This window comes from Streptomyces sp. NPDC006458 (assembly GCF_040612135.1).
GTDB lineage: Bacteria > Actinomycetota > Actinomycetes > Streptomycetales > Streptomycetaceae > Streptomyces.
Map to the genome: position 1 here is coordinate 175,585 of NZ_JBEXPR010000006.1, position 21,536 is coordinate 197,120.

Consider the following 21,536-nt stretch of genomic DNA (forward strand, 5'->3'; position numbering starts at 1 on the left):
GGCAGGCGTGGTCCGCGACGGGGCGGACGTTGCCTGCCGGGTCACTAGCCGCCGACCAGCACGACCTCCAGGGTTCGCGGGCCGTGCACCCCCTCCACCCGGTCCAGTTCGATGTCACTCGTCGCGGACGGCCCGGAGATCCAGCTCGACGGCCGTACGGGATCGAGCCGTTCCAGCGCCTGCGGTACGCACGCGACGACCTTCTCGGGCACCCGGACGACGCGACACTGAGCGGGTGCATGGGCGCCCTGGCCGTCGAACTGCTGCTGGAGGAGACCGAGCCGGAGCCGGACAGCGGCGGCAGGCCGCACGGACACCGGCGGGGTCGAGCTCCGGCCGGAACTCGTGGTGCGCCGCTCCAGTCTGTCGGCCCGCTGAGCGACGGTTCAGTAAAGCTTCATGATCCCCGGGGGTCGGCAACCGCGTTCCCATGTGCTGAACTGGGACGCGTTCCCGGTACCGCCCCCGGGGACGCGACCAGTACTCCGACCGCACCGGGAGCACCGTTGACCGTCAGCTACCGCCAGCCCGGCGTCGTCCTCACCGACCGCCGCTTCACCGTGCCGCTCGACCACGCCGACCCGGCGGGGGAGACGATCGAGCTGTACGCCCGTGAGGTCGTGGCGAGCGACAAGGCGCGGCAGGACCTGCCGTGGCTGGTCTACCTCCAGGGCGGCCCCGGCTTCGGCGCGAACCGTTTCATCGGCAGGCCGGCCTGGCTCGGCCGGGCCCTGAAGGAGTACCGCGTCCTGCTGCTGGACCAGCGCGGCACCGGCCACTCCACGCCCGCCAACCGACAGACGCTCCCGCTGCGCGGCGGCCCCGCCGAGCAGGCCGCCTACCTCACCCACTTCCGCGCCGACTCGATCGTCCGCGACTGCGAGGCCATCCGTCCTCGGGTGACCGGCGGCGCCCCGTGGACCGTCCTCGGCCAGAGCTTCGGCGGCTTCTGCACGGTGAACTACCTGTCGACCGCCCCCGAGGGACTGACGGCCGCCCTGGTCACCGGCGGCCTGCCCGCCCTGCACGCCCACGCCGACGACGTCTACCGCGCCGCCTACCCGCGCATCGAGCGCAAGGTCGCCGCGCACTACGACCGCTACCCCCAGGACGTCGAGCGCGCCCGCCGCATCGCCGACCACCTCCTCCAGCACGAGGTGCGCCTGCCGAACGGCTACCGGTTCACCGCCGAGGCGTTCCAGTCCCTCGGCATCCTGCTCGGCGGCGGCGACGGCAGTCACCGTCTGCACTTCCTCCTGGAACACGCCTTCGTGCCCACCGCGCACGGCCCGGCCCTCTCCGACGCCTTCCAGGAAGAGGTCCAGGGCCTGCTGTCGTACGCCGGCCACCCGCTGTACGCGCTCGTCCACGAGGCCATCTACGGCCAGGACACCCGCCCCACCGCCTGGTCGGCCGAACGGGTGCGGGCCGAGTTCCCCCAGTTCGACGCCGCCAAGACCCTCACCGGCGACGGCCCCCTGCTCTTCACCGGCGAGACCGTCCATCCCTGGATGTTCGACTGCGACCCCGCCCTGCGCCCCCTGCGCGAGACGGCCGGCCTCCTCGCCGCGCGAACCGACTGGAAACCGCTGTACGACCCGGCCCGGCTGGCCGCCAACGAGGTGCCCGTCGCCGCCGCGGTCTACCACGACGACATGTACGTCGACACGGCCCACTCCCTGGAGACGGCTCGTGCGATCAGGGGCCTGCGGACCTGGGTCACGGACGAGTTCGAGCACGACGGGGTGCGGGCGGGCGGCCCGCGTGTCCTGGACCGGCTGCTGTCGCTGGTACGGGACGAGGCGTGACCTCGTAGACCCGCACGGTCGGAGGGAACCTCGCGGCACACCGCCACGAACCGTCGGACAAAAGGTGGCAGTTCGCCCCCCGGGGCTACGCTGCGGGACATGACGGAGATCGCTCAGCTGCGGCCCCTGCCCGAGGACTTCAAGCGCGCCCTGGCAGTCGTGGCCCACCCCGACGACCTCGAGTACGGGTGCTCGGCCGCCATCGCCCGGTGGACCGCCGCCGGACGCGAGGTCGCCTACGTCCTCGCCACGCGCGGCGAGGCCGGCATCGACACCTTGGAGCCGGAGAAGTGCGGCCCGCTGCGCGAACAGGAGCAGCGGGCCGGCGCCGAGGCGGTCGGCGTGTCGACGGTCGAGTTCCTCGGCCACAGGGACGGCGTGATCGAGTACGGCACGGCCCTGCGCCGGGACATCGCCGCGGCGATCCGCCGTCATCGGCCGGAGCTGGTGATCACCCTCAACCACCGGGACACCTGGGGCGGCGTCGCCTGGAACACGCCCGACCACGTGGCCGTCGGCCGGGCCGTGCTGGACGCCGCGGCCGACGCGGGCAACCGCTGGATCTTCCCCGAGCTGATCGCCGAGGGCCTCCAGCCCTGGAACGGCGTCCGCCGGGTGGCCGTCGCCGGCTCCAGCACGCCCACCCACGCCGTGGAGGCCACCGCCGAGGGCCTGGAACACGCGGTGCGCTCACTGCTGGCCCATCGCAGCTATATCGACGCGCTGACGGACGAGGACCCGGAAACCTATGTGCGGGGCTTCCTCACCGGCAACACCCAGGCCGTCGCCGAGCGGTTCGGCGGGCGGCCCGCGGTGGCCTTCGAGGTCTTCGGCCGGTGATAATCGCCGCACAGTCATGATCACGAACGGGGGAACGGGCGTGCACGACAAGGACGTTCTTGCTCAGGTGTTCGAGGAACACCGCGGTCATCTGCGGGCGGTGGCCTACCGCATGCTCGGCTCGCTCGCCGAGGCCGACGACGCCGTGCAGGAGACCTGGCTGAAGTACAGCGGGGCCGACGTCAGCGAGGTGCGCAACCTCGGCGGCTGGCTCACCACGGCGATCAGCCGGGTCTGCCTCAACCTGCTGCGCTCGCGCACCGCGCGGCGCGAGCAGTCCATGGACGAGGCGTTCGTGCCCGACCCCGTGGTGCGCCCGCTGTCGGAGATCGACCCGGAGCAGGAGGTGCTCCAGGCGGACGCGGTCGGGCTCGCCCTGCTGGTGGTGCTGGAGACCCTGGAGCCCGCCGAGCGCCTGGCGTTCGTGCTGCACGACCTGTTCACCGTGCCGTTCGACGAGATCGCGCCCGTCGTGGAGCGCAGCACGGACGCCACCCGGCAGCTCGCCAGCCGGGCCCGGCGACGGGTGCGCGGTGCCACCCCGTCCGCCGACGCCGACCTGGGGCGCCAGCGCAAGGTCCTGGACGCCTTCCTCGCGGCCGCCCGCGGCGGCGACATCGAGGCACTGGTCGCCGTGCTGGACCCGGACGTAGTGCTGCGCGCGGACTCCGGCCCGCTGCTCGGCGGGGCGGCCGCGTCCAAGGTTGTCCGCGGTGCCCGCCGGGTCGCCGAACAGGCCATGACCTTCCGGCGGTTCGTCCCCCACGGCCGGCTCGTGCTGGTCAACGACGGGATCGGGGTGGCGAACCTGGTCGACGGGCGCGTGCAGTCGGTCATGGGGGTCACGGTCACCGGGGGCCGGATCACCGGCATGTACATCCTGGCCGACCCCGAGCGGCTCGCCCGGCTGGACCTGGCCGCGATCGGGGAGGACTGACCCGCCCCGTCGCAAGACGGAAGCCCGGGGCGGGCCGAGGACCGTCAGACGGCCGCGGCCATCGCCCCGGGAGCGCGGTGCGGGTCCACCACCCGTCCGTCCGGCAGGAGTTCACCGGTGTCGTCGAAGACGATCGTCCCGTTGCACAGCAGGCTCCAGCCCTGTTCGGGGCGGGCCGTGACGACGGCCGCGCTCTGATGACGCGGGCTGTCGGCGGTGGGGCACTGCGGCTGGTGGCTGCACATGGCGTCTCTCCTCGATCCGTGGGGTTCCCGCCTCGGCTCGGCCGGCAGGGCCTGTCCGGCAGGCCCTGTCCCCAGTGGTAGCCGACGTTGTTTTCGCCCGGATGAGGAGACCCCCACAAGGCCGGAAACTCAGCGGTGAGTTCGTGCTCCGGCGGGGGCGCGGCCGGCCGCCGGAGCACCGCGCCGCCGCAGACGCATCCGCAGCCCCTCCGGCATCAGGGTGAGCCGCTCGGCCACCCGCAGCCGGTACGCCGGGTCGGGCTCCAACTCGTAGCGGCGCAGCAGCAGTCCGAGCACCAGGGTGGCCTCGTGCAGCGCGAACTGCCGTCCGATGCAGGCCCGCGCGCCGGTGCCGAACGGCTTGAAGGCGTGCGGCGGCCGGGACCGTACGGCGGCCGCGTCGAAGCGGTCCGGGTCGAACCGCTCGGGTCGCGGCCCCCACACCTCGGGGTCGCGGTGCAGGGAGGCGATCAGGATCAGCGCCCAGGCGCCCCGCCGCATCGGATGCGTCCCGCCGAGCACCGTGTCCTCGCGGGCCTCACGGGCGAACGCGGGAGCCGTCGGCCACAGCCGCAGTGACTCGTCCAGCACCCGCCGCACGTACCGGAGTTTGGCCACTTGCTCATATCCCGGGGTGTCCGCGTCGCCCCACACCCGGTCGACCTCGGCGCGGGCGCGGGCGGCGGCCTCGGGGTGCTGGGCCAGGTGGTGCAGGGCGAACGCCCACCCCGACGCCGTCGAACGGCTCACCCGGCTCGTGGAACCCGACAGCCTCCACGGCGCCGTCCGGGTCCGCCCCCTCGCGGTCGACCGGCACGGCCTCACCCTGCGCATCGAACGCGCCCGCGCCCACGGCGACGTACGCCTGTCCTTCCACGCCCCCGCCGACACCGTCGCGCAGCTCACCGAGCGGGTCCATGTACTGCTCGGGCAGGCCGCTGCCGCCGCCTGCCCCCGCGCGCTACAACGGCAGCGCGCAGACCGCGACCGGTGACGCGAACGGCCGTCCCGCGAGCCGCAGTCCACCGCTCGCCGCGTCCACGTGGAACACGCTCACCGTGGACGACCGCTGGTTCGCCGTGAACAGCAGCCGCCCGTCCGGCGACAGGGCGAGGTGCCGCGGGAAGTCCCCGCCCACCGGCACCGTGTCCAGCAGTCTGAGCCGAGCCCCCGCCTCCTCCACGGCGTAGCGGGTCACGCTGTTGTGGCCCCGGTTGGCGAGATAGGCGAAGGCGCCGTCCGCCGTGACCACGAACTGCGCCGGATAGCTCGTGCCCGGCCCCGTCCCCGTGGGCTGCGGATCGCCCACCGTCAGCCTGCCGTCCTTCCGGTCGTAGGCGCACACGGCCACGGTGTTGTCGGCCTCGTTCGCCAAGTAGGCGTACGCGCCGCCGGGATGGAAGGTCAGATGGCGTGGGCCCGCTCCCGGCCGGGTGCGCGCCCGGCCGGACTCCTCCAGCGTGCCCCGGCCAGGATCGAGGCGGTAGCTGTAGACCGTGTCCGTGCCGAGGTCCACGGCCAGCACCGTCGACGGGTCGGGCCCGGCGACGAACTGATGCGCGTGCGGTCCGTCCTGGCCGGGGCCGGGCGGCGGACCGGAGTGGGTGACCACGTCCGTGCGCTCACCGAGCGCGCCCGAGGCGTCGATCGGGTGCACGGCCACGCTGCCCGACGCGTAGTTCGCGCTCAGCAGCCAGCGCCCGCCCGGATGCACCGACACCTGGCACGGCCCCGCCCCGCCCGTGCCGCGACTGCCCAGCACCCTGCGGTCGGCGAGCCGTACGGCCGTCACGGCGCCCTCCTCGCGCTCGCTCACCGCGTACAGCGTCCGCCCGTCGGGATGCACGGCGAGATACGACGGGTCGGCGACCTCCGCGAGCAGACCGACCGGGCCGACCCGGCCGGTGTCCGGGTCGTAGGCGGCCAGGCCGATGCCCCGGCCGCCGCCCTCGGCCGAGGTGTACGTGCCGAGGCAGAGCGGGCGGGGGCCGGTCCCCTCGGCCGACGGACGGGGCGCGGACGTACGGCCCCGGGGCGAGGAGACCCGTGGCGTGCTCGCTGACGGTGCGTCCGACGGCGGCGACCCGGTGCCGCACGCGGCCAGCGGCAGGGCCGCCGCCGCGGTCGCCACGAAACGCCGCCGGCTCCAGCCGCCCCCGGCCCTGCCACTGTCCATGCCCGCACCTCGCCCGCCTCAGAACCTGACAGCCACCCTGGCGTGCCACACGCTCCGGGGCAAAACCGGGTCCGTCACCAGTCGCCGTCCTGCACCTGCTGGCCGGGAGCGTCGCCCAGCGGCTTCACCTGGTGCGGGGCGGGCGGCTGCCAGGGCTCGTGGTCCTCGCCCAGCCAGTCGCCGACCGGCTTGACGGCCGCGAGGGTGTCGGTCGGGGCGAGGTCGTCGGCCTCGTCGTCGTAGTAGTCGAACCAGGGCAGCCCCGCGCGCGTGTAGGCGGCCCGGTCCACGGGGGAGGGCGGCGCTTGCTCGCCGGTGACGCGGCGCCACTCCGGAGGCGTGAGCAGATGCACGAAGACCCGGCCCGAGGCCTCGGTGGACCAGTCCGTCGCCGGACGGCCGTCCTGGTAGACCTCCTGCCGCATCGAACCGCCCACGCCAAGGCCCATCGCCGCCGCGCGGCGCGGCCGGCCCGCCGGGGCCGCCGCGGGGGCCGGTACCGCGCCCGGGGCGGGCGGCGCGCCGAAGGCTGCCGCGCCGTACATCGGCGGCGGGACCGGGGCCCGCTCCGCACAGCGCAGCTCCTCCTCCCGCCACGCGGCCGCCGCCGCGTCGGTCAGCGGGAACGACCGCAGCTGCACCCCGCCCCACGACTCCTCACCGGTGACCTGGCCCTCCACGGTCGCCCCCAGCCCCAGTGGTACGGCCACGAACTGGCGGACCGTGCCCTTGCCGGAGTTGATGCCGTCCAGCCAGGGCTGACGCGGCAGCACGAGGTAGTTCTGCGGGTCCCGGCGCAGCCGGTCGCTCCACGGCTTGCCGGACACCGCGCACACCTTGCCCACCCCGACCTGGAGCGCGGCCGGCTCGGTGGTCCCGGCGAAGCTCAGCCACATCGCCTCGCGCAGATACACCGGCAGCATCACCCCGCCGCGCGCGAGCCACTCGGCGGGCGCGGTGCCGGGATAGTCGGTGACGCGGCGCAGCGGGAACTCGCCGAGCCCCGGAGGCAGCGGATGCGTGCCCTTCTCGGGCAGCCGCAGGGTACGGATGAACCGCACCGCGACCCCGCCCGGCAGCCGCAGTGTGTTCCCGTCGATCCGCACGCTCATGTACGCCCCCTCCTGTGCCGGAACCCCGGTCCGTCCGAGCGCGGGCGGCCGGGCACGTTCCTCAGGAAGAACGCCTGCCGGCCGCCGCCCGGTTCCGCCGCAGCCCGCCCAGCCACTTCCGCCGCAGCAGGCGCCGGCGCTCGCGCAGCCAGGCCAGCCGCTCCCGCTGCTCGGTGGCACAGCGGTCGAGTTCCTCCAGCAGCCGGCGGGAGCGGTGCTCGGTGTCCATCTCGTCGAGGAGGCGGTTGACCTCGGTGAGCACGGCCCCGCGCAGCTGCCACTGCTCGGCGTCCTCGCGCACGTCGTCCAGCAGCAGCGCCGCCAGCTTGTCGCGGGTGGCGCCCGCCTGCCGCAGTTCGGTGGTGAGCCGGGCCTCGGCGGACTCGGCGCTCACGCTCACATGGGTGGTGACCAGCACGGCGAAGCTGACCACCGCGTCGGCGATCTCGGACAGCAACTGCTCCAGGACGGCGCCCGTCTCCTTCGGGAACAGCGGCTCCGGCTCCCGCGCCTTGGCGAGGTCGGTGAACGTGCGGGCCAGCACCCTCAGCACGACCGCGCAGATCTCCAGCGTGTCCAGCCCGGTGCGCAGCACGATCCGGTACAGCAGTCCCTCGCGCACGCGCGGGTTGAGCCGCAGACTGTCCTCGGCCTGCCGCAGGTCCGCGTCCACCCCGACGATGTCGTGGTCCAGCCGCCGCGCCTCGTGCAGCCGGGCCGCCGCGCGGGCGTGCGGGGTGCGGCCCGCGGCCTCCTCGCCGATGCGCAGCAGCAGCTGGCGCAGGCGGCGGGCCAGGCCCTCCAGGGACTGGCCCGCCTCGCCCACCCACACGGGCGGCGGCAGCAGCACATTGATCGCGAGCCCCACCACCGCGCCGATCAGCGTCTCCAGCACCCGCGCCCACGCCGTGTCCCCGACCGCGGTGACGCCCAGCACCAGCATGGCGCTGATCGCCACCTCCGGGACGTACTCGTCGACCCGGACCAGATGCCCGACGGCCAGCGAGGCCACGATCAGCAGCGCCAGACTCCACCAGGTCAGCCCCACCAGCAGGCTGAACGCGATGGCCACCAGCACGCCCGCGACCACGGAGTTCACCCGGCGGATGCCGTTGGTGAGGGTGGCGTAGAGCGTGACCTGGACGACCAGGAGCGCGGTGAGGGGCGCGGTGAGCGGGGGCGCGTCCTCGGGGCTCAGGTGCAGGGCGAGGACGTACGCGATCGTCGCCGCGGCGGTCGACCGCAGCGCCTGTACGACCAGGGGTTGCCTGCACCGCCTCGCCATGCGCACGAGGGGCGCGGGCCACTCACGTGCCACGCGCATCCTTGTGGCTGTTCCCCGTCGGGCGACGTACCGAACGCCTCTCAGGTGTACAGCTTGTCCACGAACGCGGCGAGGTTCCCCGTGGTACGGGCGACGGCGCCCGCACGCTCGGCCAGGCCGAGATGTGGTTCGGCGGCGGCCGTGGCGCCCGCAACGCCGTCGTGGTCCTCTTCGGCTCCGGCGTCGGCGCCTGCATCGTCACCCCCGAGGTGGAACACGGCCGGGCCGTCGAATGGGGGCACCTGACCGTACGGGTCCGGGGCCGCCGCTGCCGCTGCGGAGCACTCGGCTGCCTGGAGGCCTACGCCGGCGCCGAGTCCCTCCTCGAACGCTGGCGCGAGGCGGGCGGGCAGCCGCCCGAGGGCACCGACGAGGAGACCGCCCTCACCGCCATGCTCGCCATCGGCTATCCGCAGGCGGGCGCGGAGCCCGACCCGGTCGCCCTCGCCGTGCTGGAGGAGACCGCCGAGTACCTCGGCGCCGGACTGTCCGACCTGATCAACCTCTTCCAGCCCGAGCGCATCCTCATCGGCGGCTGGGCCGGGCTCCAGCTCGGCCCGCACATCCTGCCCGCGGTACGCCGTCACGCCGTCTCCTACGCCCTGCGCCACCCGGCCGAGAAGGTCACCGTCGAGCTCGGCCGCCTCGGCCCGGACGCGGTCACCGTCGGCGCCGCGATCCTGCCCCTGGCCGACTTCTTCGCCCGCGGCGGCCGCCGCCGGGAGCCCACCCCCGAGGAGCCCGCACCGGCCTGGCGCGCGGCCCTGGAAGAGCGCGCCCTGCACTGAGCCGGCCCGGCGTTTCGCCCGGCACGCGCCGCGGTACCCGCGGGGAACGCACCGAACGCCGGGCGAAAGGAGCACGTCATGGACGACCACCGGGAAGAGATGCCGGGCGGCGACGGTACGCCCACGCCCCGGGACATGCCCGACCAGGAGGCCGGGGACCGGGACCGCTGGGACGCGCCCGTCGACCCCGACGACCCGGACTCCCACGACGACGTGCCCGACACGGACGAGGCGGGCACGGGCCGCCGCGACGGCGCGCGCAGCGCGGGCACCCACCCGGACCAGCCGGTCCCCGACGAACCGTCGGGGTAGCGGCCAGGCCGCGCCCCTCCGTCACCCCACCTTGCGTCCCCGCAACGGCTCCGTGTCCGCCCCCGCCCCCTGCCGGAGCCCCTCCAGGAACTCCTCGACCGCCTCGGTCGCGGAGCGCCGCGGCTGCCAGCCCAGCTCGGTACGCGCCCGCGTGCAGTCCATCAGCGGCAGCCGCAGCACCGCGTCGAACAGATGCGGCGAGGCCGGCAGCAGCCGGATGCCCCAGGCCGCCGCCAGCGCCGTCCGCGCGGCCGCCGGCGACAGCCGCACGGTGCGGGTGCCGGTCATCTCGCCGAGCAGCGCCGCGTCCACGGTCGGCTCCGCGGCCAGGTTGAACGCCCCGCGCACATTCTCGTGGACCGCCAGCCGGTAGGCCTCGGCCGCGTCGTCGGTGTGCAGCACCTGGACCCGCAGCCCGGGGATGTCGGGCAGGAACGGCAGCAGACCGGGGCGGGCCAGCGGACCCGGCAGGAAGCGCCCGCCGAAGATGCGCCGCTGCTCGCTCGCGGACTCCCGCTTGAACAGGAAGGCCGGCCGCATCCGCACCACCCGCACCTCGGGATGCTCCCGTTCGAACGCGTCCAGCGCCCGCTCCAGATACGCCTTCTCCCGGCAGTACGCGGCGTCCGGCCAGCCGTGCGTCGGCCATGACTCGTCGACCGCGAGGTTCTGGGCCCCCGGCGAGTACGCGCCGACCGACGAGGCGTGCACCAGCACCGGCACCCGCGCCGCCGCCACCGCCTCGAACACCCGGATCGACCCCAGGACGTTGGTCCGCCAGGTGGCCGCCGGATCGTGCGTCGGCTGGAACGCCCAGGCCAGATGGACCACCGCGGAGGCGCCCGCGAACTCCTCGGCGAGACCCGCCTGCTCGTCCGCCACGTCCACCGCCGACCACTCGGTCTTCGCGGGCGACCAGGCGGGGCGCCGTCGCGCCAGCCCGCGGATCGACTCGATCCGTGGATCCTCCGAGAGCAGGCGCACCACACTCGTACCGGCGTTTCCGGTCGCCCCGGTGACCACGACCCTGTTGCCCGTTGTGCTGCTCACTGTCGGCTCCTCTCGGCCGTTCGTCGTGGACAGGCCGACCGAGTACCCGGCGGCGGCGGTCCGAACGCGCCAGTGGGTAGGGTGCGTGGCGTGGCACGGAACTTGGGAGCGCGGGTGAGTACGTCGGTCGCCGCGCCGGCACAGGTCGGGCGTGCGTCGCGGGCGGTGGCCCGATGACCGGCTTCGACGCGATCGACGCCCTCCTGGCGAGCGCCCGCCAGGAGGTACCGCTGCCCCCGGCCGGCGAGCGCCGTCCGCTCCGCGAGGGGCTGAACGTCTCCCGCGCCCAGCTGGCCCAGGCCCTCGGCGTGAGCCCGTCCACCGTCGCCGGCTGGGAGACGGGGCGCGACCCGAGCGGGGAGGTGCGCGAGAAGTACGCGTACTTCCTGGAGGGGGCCCGTACGAAGCTGGAGGAGCGGTCCCGGGCGGCCGCCGCGGCGGATGCGGCCGAGGACGCCTCGGACGCCGGTGACACGGAGGTGTCCGAGGGCGGGACGGCCGCCGTGGAAGACGCTTCGCCCGAGGCCGCCACCGCCACCGACCTCGACGACGAGGTGGAAGCCCTCCCCGCTCCCCGTCCCTGCGTGCTCTGCGGCGCCCCCGCCCGGCATCAGGTCGCCGGGTTCCCGCAGCACCTCGACCCCGCCGACTGCGGTGCCCCCGCGCCGCCGGAGCCCGCCCCGGAGCGGACCCCCGCCGCCCCGGCCGCCGAGAGGCCGGCCCCCGCCGCCCCGGAGCGGGCCCCGGCGCCCGGGCGGGCGCAGCCGAAGCCCGTCCGGCTGGTCCCCGTCGGCCGCCGGATGCGCACCGCGGCCAACGACGCGCCCGACCTCGTGGGCGAGGCCGTGACCGCGGCCCTGGCCAAGCACGGCGGCGACCTGGAGGCGGCGACGGCGGCGCTGGTCAAGCGGGCCATCCCGGACGCGATGGCGCTGCTGGACGAGACCCGCAAGGGCGGCCGCTACGACGTCGTGGCGCACCCCTGGATCCCGGAGGTCCTGCGCAAGCAGACCGCGCGCGGCGCGGACCAGGTGTGGGAGGCGCGCCCCAAGTGGGCCCGTCCGGCGCTGCCGTCCGGCGCGCACGAGGTGACGGCGCTCGACGTCAACGGCGCCTATCTGTCGGCGCTGAAGACGCATCTGCCGATCGGCCAGCTGGAGCACTCCACCGGGTTCGAGCACGACCGCCGCCGGGCGGGCGTCCATCTGATCACCCCGCCCGCCTGGGAGCACGGCGACGAACTGCCCAACCCCATCGGCAACCGCGACGAGCCGGGCCCGCTGTGGGTCACCGAGCCCACACTGCGGCTGCTGCTGCGGCTGTCCGGGCCGAAGTACGGTCTGTGCGACCCGCCGGAGATCCACGAGTCGTTCACCTCGGGCGCCACCGAGAACCTCCTGGAGAAGTTCCGGGTCGCCCTGAAGGACGCCCGCGACCGGGCCATCGCCGAGGACGACGAGGTGACGCTGGAATACGTCAAGGCGATGTACTCCAAGTTCGTCTCGACCATGGGTGAGTCGAACTACAACCGCGAGCTGTACCGCCCGGACTGGATGCACATCATCCGCTCCCAGGCCTTCGCGAACCTCTGGATGAAGGCGTACAAGGCGTACGAGGAGGGCCTGCTCGTGGTCCGCGCGATGGGCACCGACGAGCTGCACCTGGTCGGTGACTGGCGGCGGGTCTTCCCCGAGGGCCGGGGCGTCTCCGAGGTGAAGATCAAGGACGTCTACGTCGTCGGAGAGGACCTCGATCCCGCGGCGGCGGGCGATCCGGAGAGCTGACCCGACGGGGCCGGTCGCTGATCCGACCCGGCCGGCCGGCGGGGCGTCGGCGACGCCCGGTCACCGCGGCGCCGGCGGGGTCGGCCACCGGGCACGGGAAAGCCCCGGCCGCGACGGGGGAATCACGGCCGGGGCGGCTCAGTCGTGGGCGCGGACGGCGGTCGCCGCTCGGCGAACGGCTCCACAGGGCTTCAGCCGGACGATCGTCCCTGTGGGCAAGAGGTGAGGCCCGGGGACACTGTCCCGTCCGCACCCACAGTCCGTTCAACGGGCAACCACCCCCGGGTGTTCCATAGGATGTCACCTTTTGGCGTGAGGTGTGTCACCTTGTGTCCATGAGAGGAGTTTCTCCGCGGACCAGGTGGTGACCACCCGCTCCGCGGGCACCCCGCACTCCGCCGCCCGCGCGCAGCCGAAGATCTGCCAGTCCAGCTGGCCCGGCGCGTGGGCGTCGGTGTCGATCGAGAAGAGTGCGCCCGCCGCCACGGCCCGGCGCAGCAGCCGGCGCGGCGGGTCCAGCCGCTCGGGCCTGCTGTTGATCTCCACGGCGGTGCCGGACTCGGCGCACGCGGCGAACACCTCGTCCGCGTCGAACTCCGACTCCGGGCGGCCCCGCTCGGTGATCAGCCGCCCGGTGCAGTGCCCGAGGACGTCCGCGTGCGGATCGCGCACGGCCCGCACCATGCGGCGGGTCATCGCCCGGGCGTCCATGCGCAGCTTGGAGTGCACGGAGACGACGACCACGTCGAGCCGGGCCAGCAGTTCCGGGTCCTGGTCGAGGGAGCCGTCGTCGAGGATGTCGCACTCGATGCCGGTGAGCAGCCGGAAGGGCGCCCAGGTCTCGTTCAGCGCGGCCACCTCGTCCAGTTGCTCGCGCAGCCGCTCGGCGGACAGGCCGCGGGCCACCGTGAGGCGGGGCGAGTGGTCGGTGAGGACGGCCCAGTCGTGGCCGAGCGCGGCAGCGGCCCGGCCCATCTCCTCGATCGGGCTGCCACCGTCCGACCAGTCGGAGTGCAGATGGCAGTCGCCGCGCAGCAGCGCGCGCAGCGCCTCCCCGCCCGCACGGGGTGCCGCGGGGACGACCTCGGACTCCAGCTTCGTCAGATACTCGGGGACCTGCCCGGCCAGCGCCTCCCGCACCACCTGGGCGGTCTTGGGGCCGATGCCCTTGAGCGACTCCAGCGTGCCCGCCCCGGTCCGCCTCCGTACCTCCTGCGGGCCCAGGTCGCGCAGGGTCCGCGCGGCGCTGCGGAAGGCGCGGGCCCGGTAGGCGGGCGCGAGCGAGCGCTCCAGCAGCAGGGCGATCTGCTCCAGTGCCTGCACGGGTTCCATGCGCACCTCCCCCTCCAGGGTTGCCCGCCGCCCGTCCCTCCGCACGACGGGCGGCCGGAGCGCGGCCCCGTGGCGCGGTCCACTGCCGCGGCCCGCTCCCGGCACATCCGATCCAGTCATATCGGCCGATTCCGCTCTACGCTCTATGACATGACCGAAATCGCGAGCCCGTACATCTCCCGTCCACGGATCATGGTGCTCGGCGTCCAGCCGGGTACCCCGCCGTTCCGGATCGTGGAGATCGACGGAGAGGTCGTCGGTGAGGCGAAGGCCGTCACCGACGTGCTGCAGGCGGCCGCCGCCTTCGGCATCACGGTCCACGACCTGGACGACCCGGACGTGGTCCGATGGGTGGGCGGCGACAAGTTCACCTGGCGGCTGCGCTAGGGTCCGCGTCGCCGGACGGTTTCCCGGAGCCCGGCCGGGCGTCCGGTGTCCGGTGCCGGCGCGCGTGCACGGCCCGGCCCAGGCGGCGCCCGAGCAGCAGGTGGCCCAGGAGCGCGCCCGTGGTGTTCAGCAGGACGTCGTCGATGTCGAAGACCCGCCCGGTGACCAGCGCGCCCTGCGTCAGTTCGACCAGCAGCATCACCGTCATGGTGAGGAACAGCACGCGCAGCATCCCGCGCCGGGCCGGCTCCAGCACCGGCACGAGGATCCCGAACGGGACTCCCAGCAGCAGGTTCCCGCCGATCTGGCGGACCGCGTCCACCGGGTCCGGGCCGCCGAGGTAGGCGCGCAGCGAACGGCCGGGGTGGACGTTGCTGTGGGTCAGTGCCTCCGAGGCGGGTGAGGGGTCCAGCGTGAGCCGGGCCAGGACGACCGCGAAGGCCACCATGCACGCGAAGGCGAGCAGCATGGCCAGCAGCCGGACCGGCAGGGGCAGACCCTCGCGGGCGGCGGGGCGGGGGTGGGCCCGCGCACGTGCGGCGGACAGGACACGGACCATGAGTTCCTCCACTCTTCGACTTCCGTGCGGGTCGGGGCGGTTGCCCGGGGCGCGGGCCGGCGGTCAGGTCCCGGGCGTCGTGGTGCCGTAGGTGACGCGGACCGTGGTGAAGCCGAGCGAACGCAGCAGACCCGAGAGCATGCCGGTGGTGTTCCGCTCGGCCCGCGTGGTCAGTTCGCTCTCCTTCGCCGCGTCCGCGATGTGCTTCGCGGCGAGCCGCTGCACGGCCTGTTCGCCGTTGGGGTTGTCGGAGAACAGATCGCCCAGCCGGTCCAGCAGGCCCCGCTGCTTGGAGACGGCGTAGGAGCGGTCGGGGTCGAGCGCGGGCCTGCCGAGGACGGCGTGGGGCAGCCGCAGGGTGGCCGAGGTGCGGTCGTCGTCGACCACGATGTCGTCATCGCCGACCTTGCCGAGGTCGACGTAGGCGTCGACGGTGCCCGCCCCCACGTACAGCGTGCGGGTGCCGCGGATGGCGTCCGGCAGGTACTTCGCGTCCTTCTCCAGGTCGACCACCACCTGGAAGGAGCCGGAGGCGGCGTCGTAGCGGCTGATGTCCTGGATCGACTCCAGCAGGGCGGGACCGGACCGGTCCCGGGTCTCGGTGCCGAAGACGTCCTTCAGCCCCGGCAGCGCGCTCAGGCCGAGCCCGGCGGCCAGCAGCACCAGCACCAGGAGCACGGCGGCGGCCGCCGAGGCCCGGCCGGACAGGCGGCGGGGCGCGCGTTCGCGAGTCGTCCTCACGGGTCCTCCTTCTTCCGGTGCTTTTCCGTCTGCCCGTCAACGGGCGTTCCAGACGGACCAGTTGGAGCAAGGAGGCGGAGCGCGACGTGCGCCCCCGCGGGCGCGGCCCGATGCGCCGTCCTGCGGGCGGAGTCTCAGGCGGCCCGCGCGGTACGGCTCACCACGAGCCCGAGGCGGTCTCGGGCTGTTCCAGGGCGGCGTCCAGCGTCGGCCGCGGCGGCAGGAGCAGACTCATCCCCGTGACCCGCAGGACGCGCAGGGTCAGCGGATGGGTGCACACCAGACGTACCTGCCCGCCGCCCTCCAGCACGCGGGATCTCGCGCGGGCGAGCAGCCGCAGCCCGGAGCAGTCGAAGAACTCCACCCGCCCCAGGTCGAGTACGACCCGTGCGCCGGGCCGCGCCGTGGCGGCGTCCAGGTGCGGCAGGATCTCCGCGGCGGCGGCGATGTCGATCTCGCCCCGGAACTCCAGGACGGTGTGTCCGCGGTCCGACCGGAGGCGAAGATGCCGGGTGAGTGGCGGGGGATCGTGCTGCACGACGACTTCGCCTCCAACGCGGACCGGGCCCAATTCCGTTCTATGTTCTGCAAGTTACCCTCGAACACCGGATCTGCAGCATGTTCGGTTGACATATGTCGTCGAATCGCGGCCGAGATCGTCCCCGGCGTTCATCCCCGGTTCGGCGCCCGAGTGGCCGTGACGGGAACGGGATCGAACGGTTCCGGCCACCGCCACGTCGTAGGAGGGACACACAGGCGTCGGACAGAGGGGGAGCGACCATGCGCCGGGGAATCCTGATGGCGGGTGCGGCACTTGTGGCGGCGGTGACGGCGACAGGATGCGGAGCCGGGGACGAGGACACGGACCGGGTGATCACCGGCACCGCGCCGGCCACGCCCTACCGGGGCCCGCTGTACGTCCCGGCGCAGCACGTGGACGAGGACGGCCCGGAGGCTGCGCGCATCGAGTCGGGGGCGGCCGGGCGCGCCCTGGAGTGCACAGGGGAGATCTTCTCCGGCGGGGGGCCGGGGGAGTGGAGCGAGCGCGACGGAGGGAAGACGCCGGAGGAGGGCCTGGAGACGTACTTCGACATCGAGCAGCCGGACGTGCCGCGCGGCGGCTACCGCGTCGAACGCGGGGAGAAGGACCGCGTGCTGTTCTCCCTGGACGTCGACGGCCGCACCAAGGTCGCGGTCGTGGTCGCCAAGGACCGTGCGAACGCCCCTGGCTGGGGCCCCGAGGCCAGCGCGGCCTGCGATCCCTCGGAGCTGCCCGAGAGTTTCGTGGCGGACCAGCCCTACGAGCTGTGGACCGACGCCGGTGGCAACCGGCTGCCGTACACGCGTATCCACAGCTATCGGGGGCAGGAGCACTGCGACTGGCAGGACGCCGACTTCATCGCCCTCGGCGACGCCTCCTACGGCCGTGACCCGGACGGCGTGCTCCCCGACGGCGCGTTGACCGCCGCGTACGACGGTGCCGCCCGACTGCCCGCCGACGCCCGCGACACCGGCTACCGCCACGGAGACCGCGCCCTGTGGCGCTCGGCGGACGACCCGTCCCGCGTCTACGTCCGCGACGCCGACGGCGTACAGGCCTGGCCCCGCGTCAAGGACGGCTTCGGCTGCCGCTGACGCGGGGCCCTGGTGGTTCCGGTGCCTCGGCGTCCGTCAGTCAGACCCGCCCCTTCTTGTCGGCGGCGGGCCAGGTGCCCGTCGAGCGTTCGATGGCCTTCGCGCCGCCGCGGTCGACGGCGCTGCGGACCGCGGCGAAGATGGCGCCCTGGAGAGCGGCGGCGAAGATGATCTCGCCCCAGCCGCGGTCGCGGTCCAGCGGGTCGGGGGCGTCGTCCTCGTGCCGCAGCGCCCGCCAGGTCCGGCGGAAGGCCACGCCGGACAACGTGCCGCCGGCCCAGCCGAGGGCGAAGCCGATCGGCTTGTAGGCGAGCGGGAGCTTCTGCTTCTTCTTCCTGGCCACGGAGGGCTCCTTCTCGGGATGGACGGGTACGGGATCAGGGCCGGCCGGCCGCCGGGACCACCTCCGCGGACGGGACCGGGCCGGGCGGTGTGCCGTCGCCGAAAGGGTGTCCCCCCAGGATCTCGCGGTGGTGCGGGGCCGACCAGCCGGAGCTGTCCGGGCCGAGGGGGACGATCCGGGTCGGGTTGATGCCGGTGTGGACCCGGTAGTAGTGGCGCTTGATGTGGTCGAAGTCGACCGTGTCGCCGAAGCCCGGGGTCTGGAACAGGTCGCGGGCGTACGCCCACAGCACCGGGTTCTCCGTCAGTTTCCAGCGGTTGCACTTGAAGTGGCCGTGGTAGGCGGCGTCGAACCGGACCAGGGTGGTGAACAGCCGGATGTCCGCCTCGGTGAGGGTCTCGCCGACGAGGTAGCGCTGCCCCCGAAGCCGTTCCGCGAGCTGCTCCAGCCGCCGGAAGACACCGGCGCAGGCCGCCTCGTACTGCTGCTGCCCGGTGGCGAAACCGGCCCGGTACACACCGTTGTTGACGTCCTCGTAGACGCCCGCCATCACCTCGTCGATCTCCCCCCTCAGTCGCTCGGGATACAGATCCGGCGCTCCTTCCCGGTGCAGGTCCTTCCACTCGGTCGCGAGATCCAGGGTGATGCGCTGGAAGTCGTTGGTCACCAGTTGCCCGCTGGGCACGTCCACGATCGCCGGTACGCTCACCCCGCCCGGGTAGTCCGACTCCCGGCGGTCGTAGGCCTCGCTGAGGTAGCGGATCCCGAGGACCGGGTCGCGGTCGTCCTGGTCCAGGGTGAAGCGCCAGCTGCGGTCGTCCTGGAGCGGATCGGCGATCGCCATCGACAGGGCGGGCTCCAGGCCCAGCAACCGCCGCGAGATCACCGCGCGGCTCGCCCACGGGCACGCGCGGCTCACCACCAGCCGGTACCGTCCGGCCTCCACCGGCCAGCCGTCCCGGCCGTCGGCCGTGATCCGGTCCGTGAAATGGCTCCTGGACCGCTGGAACGGCTTTCGGCCGTACCCGCTGTTGCCGTAGGAGCTGTCGTTCATGCCGGTCATCCTCCCCACCGCGCGGCTTCCGCGTCCGGGTACCCCGATCTGGGCGGCGGAACGGTATGACACGCGGCCGGCGGGGCAGCCGGCGGAGATGACCCTCGACGTGACCGACCGGCCCGCCGGGGAGGCATACGGAAGCCCCGCCGCGACGGGGGAACGCGGCGGGGCCTGAGGCTCGCATGCCCGGGTCGGGCGCGTTCATGCGTCCGGGGTGCGGAAAATCCGCGAGGTCGGCGGAATCGGTGCGGTGATCCGGCGCGATCAGTGGGGTCCGTCGACCGGCTCCAGGACGAAGACGGGGATCTCGCGGTCCGTCTTCCGCTGGTAGGAGGCGTACTGCGGGAAGGCCGCGACCGCGCGCTCCCACCACTCGGCCTTCTCCGCGCCGAAGACCTCGCGGGCCTTCATGTCCTGTCGGGCGGGGCCGTCCTGGAGCGCGACGCGCGGGTCGGCCTTGACGTTGAAGTACCAGACCGGGTGCTTGGGGGCGCCGCCGAGGGAGGCGACGGCGGCGTACCGGCCCTCGTGCTCGACCCGCATCAGCGGGGTCTTGCGGATCCTGCCGCTGCGTGCACCCCGGGTGGTGAGGATGACGACCGGGCGACCGGTGTTCCGCAGGGTCGTCCCCTCGGTGCCGCCCGAGCTCTCGTACAACTCCACCTGATCGCGGACCCACTTCGTCGGGCTGGGCTCGTACTCGCCCTCAAGAGGCATGGCAACTCCGTCCGGTCGTGGCGTGCGGGTTTCGTGCCGCGGCTGACGTGCCGCGGGGACTCGCATGCTGCTGCAACAGCGGCCGGTGCCGGATTCATCCCGCGTCGCGGGTCCGCCCCGGCAGCCGGATCCGGCCACCGCCGCGGGCCCCGGACGGCGCGGCCGGGCGGCGTGATTGCCACACGCCTGATCGCGCCGGACGGACCGGTCGGGCACAGTCGTGATCACCGCGTGCGACACCGGCCGAAGGAGAGCGAACGCCCATGAGCGCCACCCCCGACCCGACGACCCGCTTCGTCGTCGAGGAACTGCTGCGCCGCATCGGACAGGGCGACCCGGACCGTATCGCCGAGCTGTACGCCGACCACGTGGACTGGCGTCTGAACTGGCCCGAGGACGAGCACGGCCGGGCCGCGACCCCGTGGATCCGGCCCCGCTCGACCCGCTCGGACGCGGGCGCCCACTACCGGGAGCTGACCGAGCACCATGTCGCCGAGCGGGCGGCCACCCGTGTCGAGCGCATCCTGGTGGACGGCGCCGACGCGGTGGTCGTGGGCGAGATCCGGCAGACGGCCAAGGTCACGGGACGTCCCTATCGCGCCAGATTCGCCCTCCACCTCACCGTCGAGAACGGTCTGGTCGTACGCCACCACGTCTACGAGGACTCCCTCGCCGTGCTGCGGGCCTTCACCGCCGCCGGCGCCGAGTAGGCGGGCCGGGCGCTCAGCCCGGCGCGATCACCATCCGGACCGCCAGCGCCGCCATCACCGCGCTCGACACCAGGGCCGTGACGAGCCGGCCCCGTTGTCCGGTCAGGGCCCGGCCGAGCAGTGCGCCGCCGCCCGCGAGCAGCAGCTGCCAGCTCGCGGACGCGGCGAAGGCGGCGAGCACGAAGGCCGTTCGTTCGGCGGTACCCGTCTCCCCGGTGTCGCCCGCGCCCAGCACCAGGGCGGCGAAGTAGATCACCGTGGTGGGGTTGAGCAGGGTGACTCCCAGGAGTCCCAGGTACGCCCGCCCCGGGCTCGGCGGGGGCGGGTCGGAGCGGGTGGCCGCCCGGTGACCCCGGTGGCGGCGCAGCGCGCCGTACGCGCCCAGCGCCGCGAGGGCCAGCAGTACCAGGACCGAGAGCCAGCGCAGGGGTTCCAGGACCGGGCGCAGCAGGGCGGCCAGCGCGGAGCCGCCGAGTACGGCGCAGAGGGCGTACAGGCCGTCGGCGGAGGCCACGCCGAGTGCGGCGGCGGCGCCGGTGCGGAGAGTGGTGCGGGCGGTGAGGGAGACCAGGTAGGTGCCGACCGCGCCGACCGGGATCGCGATGCCGTAGCCCGCGACGAGGCCGGCGAGCAGGGCGGTGCTCATGAGCGCGGAGGTGTCGGTCCCTCCGGGTGGCCGGCCTGCTGTCGGGTCCGCGGGGTGTGGGGGGTGGGGCGGGGTGCGGGCGGCAGGTGGGTCGTGGTGTTCATGGCGGGATCCTGCGGGGGGTGTGGTGGCGGGGGCAAGTGAATATCGCGGCTGCGTGTGGGGGGTGCCGGGTTTGTCGCCGCTGACCGCGCGTGGCGGTGTTCGCGCAGTTCCCCGCGCCCCTGGGGGGGTGTGTGGCGGTAGGGCGTATGGACCTGGCGTCGTGCTTCTGGGAGGTTGCCGGCGTCTTTCGGCTGGCCGCGCGTGGTGGTTGCTCGCGCAGTTCCCCGCGCCCCTGAGGGGGTTGTGTGGCAGTAGCGCAGGTGGACACGGCTTCTCGCCCCTGGGGGCGTTGTGTGGCGGTAGTGCAGGTGGACACGGCTTGGCGCCTCTGGGGGTGTTGCGTGGGGGGTTGGTTCCGGGCAAGTGGTCTGGTCCGGCTGACAGTAGGGTGCTCGGATGACCGAACAGGCCGTAAAACCCTTCCTCTACGTCGTCGTGTGCGCCGCCGGCATCGCGTCCGGTGTGGGCGAACTCGTCGCCGTGGCCCGGCGGAAGGGCTGGGAGGTCGGAGTCTTCGCCACCCCCGTCGCGATGAACGGGTTCTTCGACACCGCGGCCCTGCAGACGCTGACGGGCCGCCCCATCCGCTCGGCCTGGCGCTCACCCGGCGACCCGCGGCCGTTCCCGCCGCCGGACGCGGTCGTCGTGGCGCCCGCCACGTTCAACACCGTCAACAAGTGGGCGGCCGGCATATCCGACACCCTCGCCCTCGGCACTCTCAACGAGGCCTGCGGACTGGGCGTGCCCATCGCGGTCCTGCCGTGCGTGGCCGACGCCCTGGCCGCGCATCCCGCCTACCAGGAGAGCCTGACCCGCCTGCGCGGCATGGGAGTCCGCTTCGGCGAACCCCGGTCCGGGGAGACCGCCGTCGGACCCGGCTTCGGGTGGGAGCGGGCGCTGGACCTCATCGACGCGAGGCCCTGAACCG

Annotated in this window: 23 protein-coding genes and 3 pseudogenes; 11 read left to right on the forward strand and 15 right to left on the reverse strand. The window is 74.0% G+C overall.

The window, feature by feature from the left end; all coding sequences use genetic code 11:
* Window positions 1-44 precede the first annotated feature (44 nt).
* A pseudogene (locus ABZZ79_RS10540) lies at window positions 45-221 on the reverse strand (LUD domain-containing protein); the annotation flags it as partial.
* A 285-nt stretch (window positions 222-506) separates the two neighbouring features.
* Between ABZZ79_RS10540 and ABZZ79_RS10545 the strand changes: the two are divergent.
* The 3 genes from ABZZ79_RS10545 (at window position 507) to ABZZ79_RS10555 (ending at window position 3,585) form a co-directional block, all read left to right on the forward strand.
* A complete protein-coding gene (locus tag ABZZ79_RS10545; RefSeq protein WP_356688521.1) occupies window positions 507-1,808 on the forward strand; it encodes an alpha/beta fold hydrolase in 1,302 nt (433 codons plus the stop codon).
* A gap of 99 nt (window positions 1,809-1,907) precedes the next feature.
* Window positions 1,908-2,648, forward strand: a complete 741-nt coding sequence (locus ABZZ79_RS10550) for a PIG-L deacetylase family protein (protein WP_356688522.1) — start codon at window positions 1,908-1,910, stop codon at window positions 2,646-2,648.
* 40 nt (window positions 2,649-2,688) lie between these two features.
* Window positions 2,689-3,585: a sigma-70 family RNA polymerase sigma factor gene (locus ABZZ79_RS10555; protein ID WP_356688523.1), complete on the forward strand. Its 897-nt coding sequence runs from the start codon at window positions 2,689-2,691 to the stop codon at window positions 3,583-3,585.
* A 44-nt stretch (window positions 3,586-3,629) separates the two neighbouring features.
* On the opposite strand, the gene ABZZ79_RS10560 is transcribed toward ABZZ79_RS10555, so the two are convergent.
* Both ABZZ79_RS10560 and ABZZ79_RS10565 read right to left on the reverse strand, forming a co-directional pair.
* Window positions 3,630-3,830 carry a DUF5999 family protein gene (locus ABZZ79_RS10560; RefSeq protein ID WP_356688524.1) on the reverse strand — a complete coding sequence of 67 codons (201 nt, stop codon included), beginning with the start codon at window positions 3,828-3,830 and terminating at the stop codon, window positions 3,630-3,632.
* A 129-nt stretch (window positions 3,831-3,959) separates the two neighbouring features.
* Window positions 3,960-4,553, reverse strand: a pseudogene (locus ABZZ79_RS10565) (cytochrome P450); the annotation flags it as partial.
* On the opposite strand from ABZZ79_RS10565, the pseudogene ABZZ79_RS10570 reads away from it, so the two are divergent.
* Window positions 4,546-4,824, forward strand: a pseudogene (locus ABZZ79_RS10570) (DUF2470 domain-containing protein); the annotation flags it as partial. The pseudogenes ABZZ79_RS10565 and ABZZ79_RS10570 sit on opposite strands and share 8 nt — an antisense overlap.
* Here ABZZ79_RS10570 and ABZZ79_RS10575 read toward each other — a convergent pair.
* From ABZZ79_RS10575 to ABZZ79_RS10585, 3 genes are all read right to left on the reverse strand, one after another.
* Window positions 4,792-6,006 (reverse strand): lactonase family protein, encoded by a 1,215-nt coding sequence (locus ABZZ79_RS10575; protein WP_356688525.1) that lies wholly within the window; start codon window positions 6,004-6,006, stop codon window positions 4,792-4,794. The pseudogene ABZZ79_RS10570 and the gene ABZZ79_RS10575 overlap by 33 nt on opposite strands.
* 74 nt (window positions 6,007-6,080) lie before the next feature.
* The gene (locus ABZZ79_RS10580) at window positions 6,081-7,118 is read right to left on the reverse strand and encodes a hypothetical protein (protein WP_356688526.1); all 1,038 of its coding nucleotides are present in this window, start codon (window positions 7,116-7,118) and stop codon (window positions 6,081-6,083) included.
* A gap of 61 nt (window positions 7,119-7,179) precedes the next feature.
* On the reverse strand, window positions 7,180-8,442 hold the full coding sequence (locus tag ABZZ79_RS10585) for an FUSC family protein (RefSeq protein ID WP_356688527.1): 1,263 nt from the start codon (window positions 8,440-8,442) through the stop codon (window positions 7,180-7,182).
* Here ABZZ79_RS10585 and ABZZ79_RS10590 point away from each other — a divergent pair.
* Both ABZZ79_RS10590 and ABZZ79_RS10595 read left to right on the forward strand, forming a co-directional pair.
* A complete protein-coding gene (locus ABZZ79_RS10590; protein ID WP_356688528.1) occupies window positions 8,430-9,230 on the forward strand; it encodes an ROK family protein in 801 nt (266 codons plus the stop codon). The two genes, ABZZ79_RS10585 and ABZZ79_RS10590, sit on opposite strands and share 13 nt — an antisense overlap.
* Before the next feature lie 78 nt (window positions 9,231-9,308).
* Window positions 9,309-9,542, forward strand: coding sequence for a hypothetical protein (locus tag ABZZ79_RS10595; protein ID WP_356688529.1), 234 nt, complete (start codon window positions 9,309-9,311; stop codon window positions 9,540-9,542).
* Between the two features lie 21 nt (window positions 9,543-9,563).
* Here the strand turns inward: ABZZ79_RS10595 and ABZZ79_RS10600 are convergent, their stop codons facing one another.
* The gene (locus ABZZ79_RS10600; protein WP_356688530.1) at window positions 9,564-10,592 is read right to left on the reverse strand and encodes an SDR family oxidoreductase; all 1,029 of its coding nucleotides are present in this window, start codon (window positions 10,590-10,592) and stop codon (window positions 9,564-9,566) included.
* 173 nt (window positions 10,593-10,765) lie between these two features.
* On the opposite strand from ABZZ79_RS10600, the gene ABZZ79_RS10605 reads away from it, so the two are divergent.
* Entirely contained in the window at window positions 10,766-12,376 is a 1,611-nt protein-coding gene (locus tag ABZZ79_RS10605; protein ID WP_356688531.1) for a helix-turn-helix transcriptional regulator, read from the forward strand.
* Between the two features lie 300 nt (window positions 12,377-12,676).
* Here the strand turns inward: ABZZ79_RS10605 and ABZZ79_RS10610 are convergent, their stop codons facing one another.
* Window positions 12,677-13,708, reverse strand: a complete 1,032-nt coding sequence (locus tag ABZZ79_RS10610; protein WP_356688532.1) for a PHP domain-containing protein — start codon at window positions 13,706-13,708, stop codon at window positions 12,677-12,679.
* A 150-nt stretch (window positions 13,709-13,858) separates the two neighbouring features.
* On the opposite strand from ABZZ79_RS10610, the gene ABZZ79_RS10615 reads away from it, so the two are divergent.
* Entirely contained in the window at window positions 13,859-14,095 is a 237-nt protein-coding gene (locus tag ABZZ79_RS10615) for a hypothetical protein (RefSeq protein ID WP_356688533.1), read from the forward strand.
* On the opposite strand, the gene ABZZ79_RS10620 is transcribed toward ABZZ79_RS10615, so the two are convergent.
* The 3 genes from ABZZ79_RS10620 to ABZZ79_RS10630 form a co-directional block, all read right to left on the reverse strand.
* On the reverse strand, window positions 14,076-14,654 hold the full coding sequence (locus tag ABZZ79_RS10620; RefSeq protein ID WP_356688534.1) for a VanZ family protein: 579 nt from the start codon (window positions 14,652-14,654) through the stop codon (window positions 14,076-14,078). The genes ABZZ79_RS10615 and ABZZ79_RS10620 overlap by 20 nt on opposite strands.
* Window positions 14,655-14,717: 63 nt before the next feature.
* Window positions 14,718-15,362: a DUF4230 domain-containing protein gene (locus tag ABZZ79_RS10625; RefSeq protein ID WP_356688651.1), complete on the reverse strand. Its 645-nt coding sequence runs from the start codon at window positions 15,360-15,362 to the stop codon at window positions 14,718-14,720.
* Between the two features lie 190 nt (window positions 15,363-15,552).
* Window positions 15,553-15,933 (reverse strand): anti-sigma factor antagonist, encoded by a 381-nt coding sequence (locus ABZZ79_RS10630; protein ID WP_356688535.1) that lies wholly within the window; start codon window positions 15,931-15,933, stop codon window positions 15,553-15,555.
* A gap of 242 nt (window positions 15,934-16,175) precedes the next feature.
* On the opposite strand from ABZZ79_RS10630, the gene ABZZ79_RS10635 reads away from it, so the two are divergent.
* Complete coding sequence (locus ABZZ79_RS10635) at window positions 16,176-17,030, forward strand: hypothetical protein (RefSeq protein ID WP_356688536.1); 855 nt, start codon at window positions 16,176-16,178, stop codon at window positions 17,028-17,030.
* 40 nt (window positions 17,031-17,070) lie between these two features.
* Here ABZZ79_RS10635 and ABZZ79_RS10640 read toward each other — a convergent pair whose 3' ends face one another.
* The 3 genes from ABZZ79_RS10640 to ABZZ79_RS10650 form a co-directional block, all read right to left on the reverse strand.
* The gene (locus ABZZ79_RS10640) at window positions 17,071-17,373 is read right to left on the reverse strand and encodes a DUF4235 domain-containing protein (RefSeq protein ID WP_356688537.1); all 303 of its coding nucleotides are present in this window, start codon (window positions 17,371-17,373) and stop codon (window positions 17,071-17,073) included.
* 34 nt (window positions 17,374-17,407) lie between these two features.
* Window positions 17,408-18,436 (reverse strand): glutathione S-transferase C-terminal domain-containing protein, encoded by a 1,029-nt coding sequence (locus ABZZ79_RS10645; RefSeq protein ID WP_356688538.1) that lies wholly within the window; start codon window positions 18,434-18,436, stop codon window positions 17,408-17,410.
* Window positions 18,437-18,694: 258 nt separating this feature from the next.
* Window positions 18,695-19,147, reverse strand: coding sequence for a nitroreductase family deazaflavin-dependent oxidoreductase (locus tag ABZZ79_RS10650; RefSeq protein WP_356688539.1), 453 nt, complete (start codon window positions 19,145-19,147; stop codon window positions 18,695-18,697).
* A gap of 263 nt (window positions 19,148-19,410) precedes the next feature.
* On the opposite strand from ABZZ79_RS10650, the gene ABZZ79_RS10655 reads away from it, so the two are divergent.
* Window positions 19,411-19,857: a nuclear transport factor 2 family protein gene (locus ABZZ79_RS10655; RefSeq protein WP_356688540.1), complete on the forward strand. Its 447-nt coding sequence runs from the start codon at window positions 19,411-19,413 to the stop codon at window positions 19,855-19,857.
* A gap of 13 nt (window positions 19,858-19,870) precedes the next feature.
* Here ABZZ79_RS10655 and ABZZ79_RS10660 read toward each other — a convergent pair whose 3' ends face one another.
* Window positions 19,871-20,503 (reverse strand): LysE family transporter, encoded by a 633-nt coding sequence (locus ABZZ79_RS10660; protein WP_356688541.1) that lies wholly within the window; start codon window positions 20,501-20,503, stop codon window positions 19,871-19,873.
* 501 nt (window positions 20,504-21,004) lie between these two features.
* On the opposite strand from ABZZ79_RS10660, the gene ABZZ79_RS10665 reads away from it, so the two are divergent.
* Complete coding sequence (locus tag ABZZ79_RS10665; protein ID WP_356688542.1) at window positions 21,005-21,532, forward strand: flavoprotein; 528 nt, start codon at window positions 21,005-21,007, stop codon at window positions 21,530-21,532.
* Window positions 21,533-21,536: the final 4 nt, after the last annotated feature.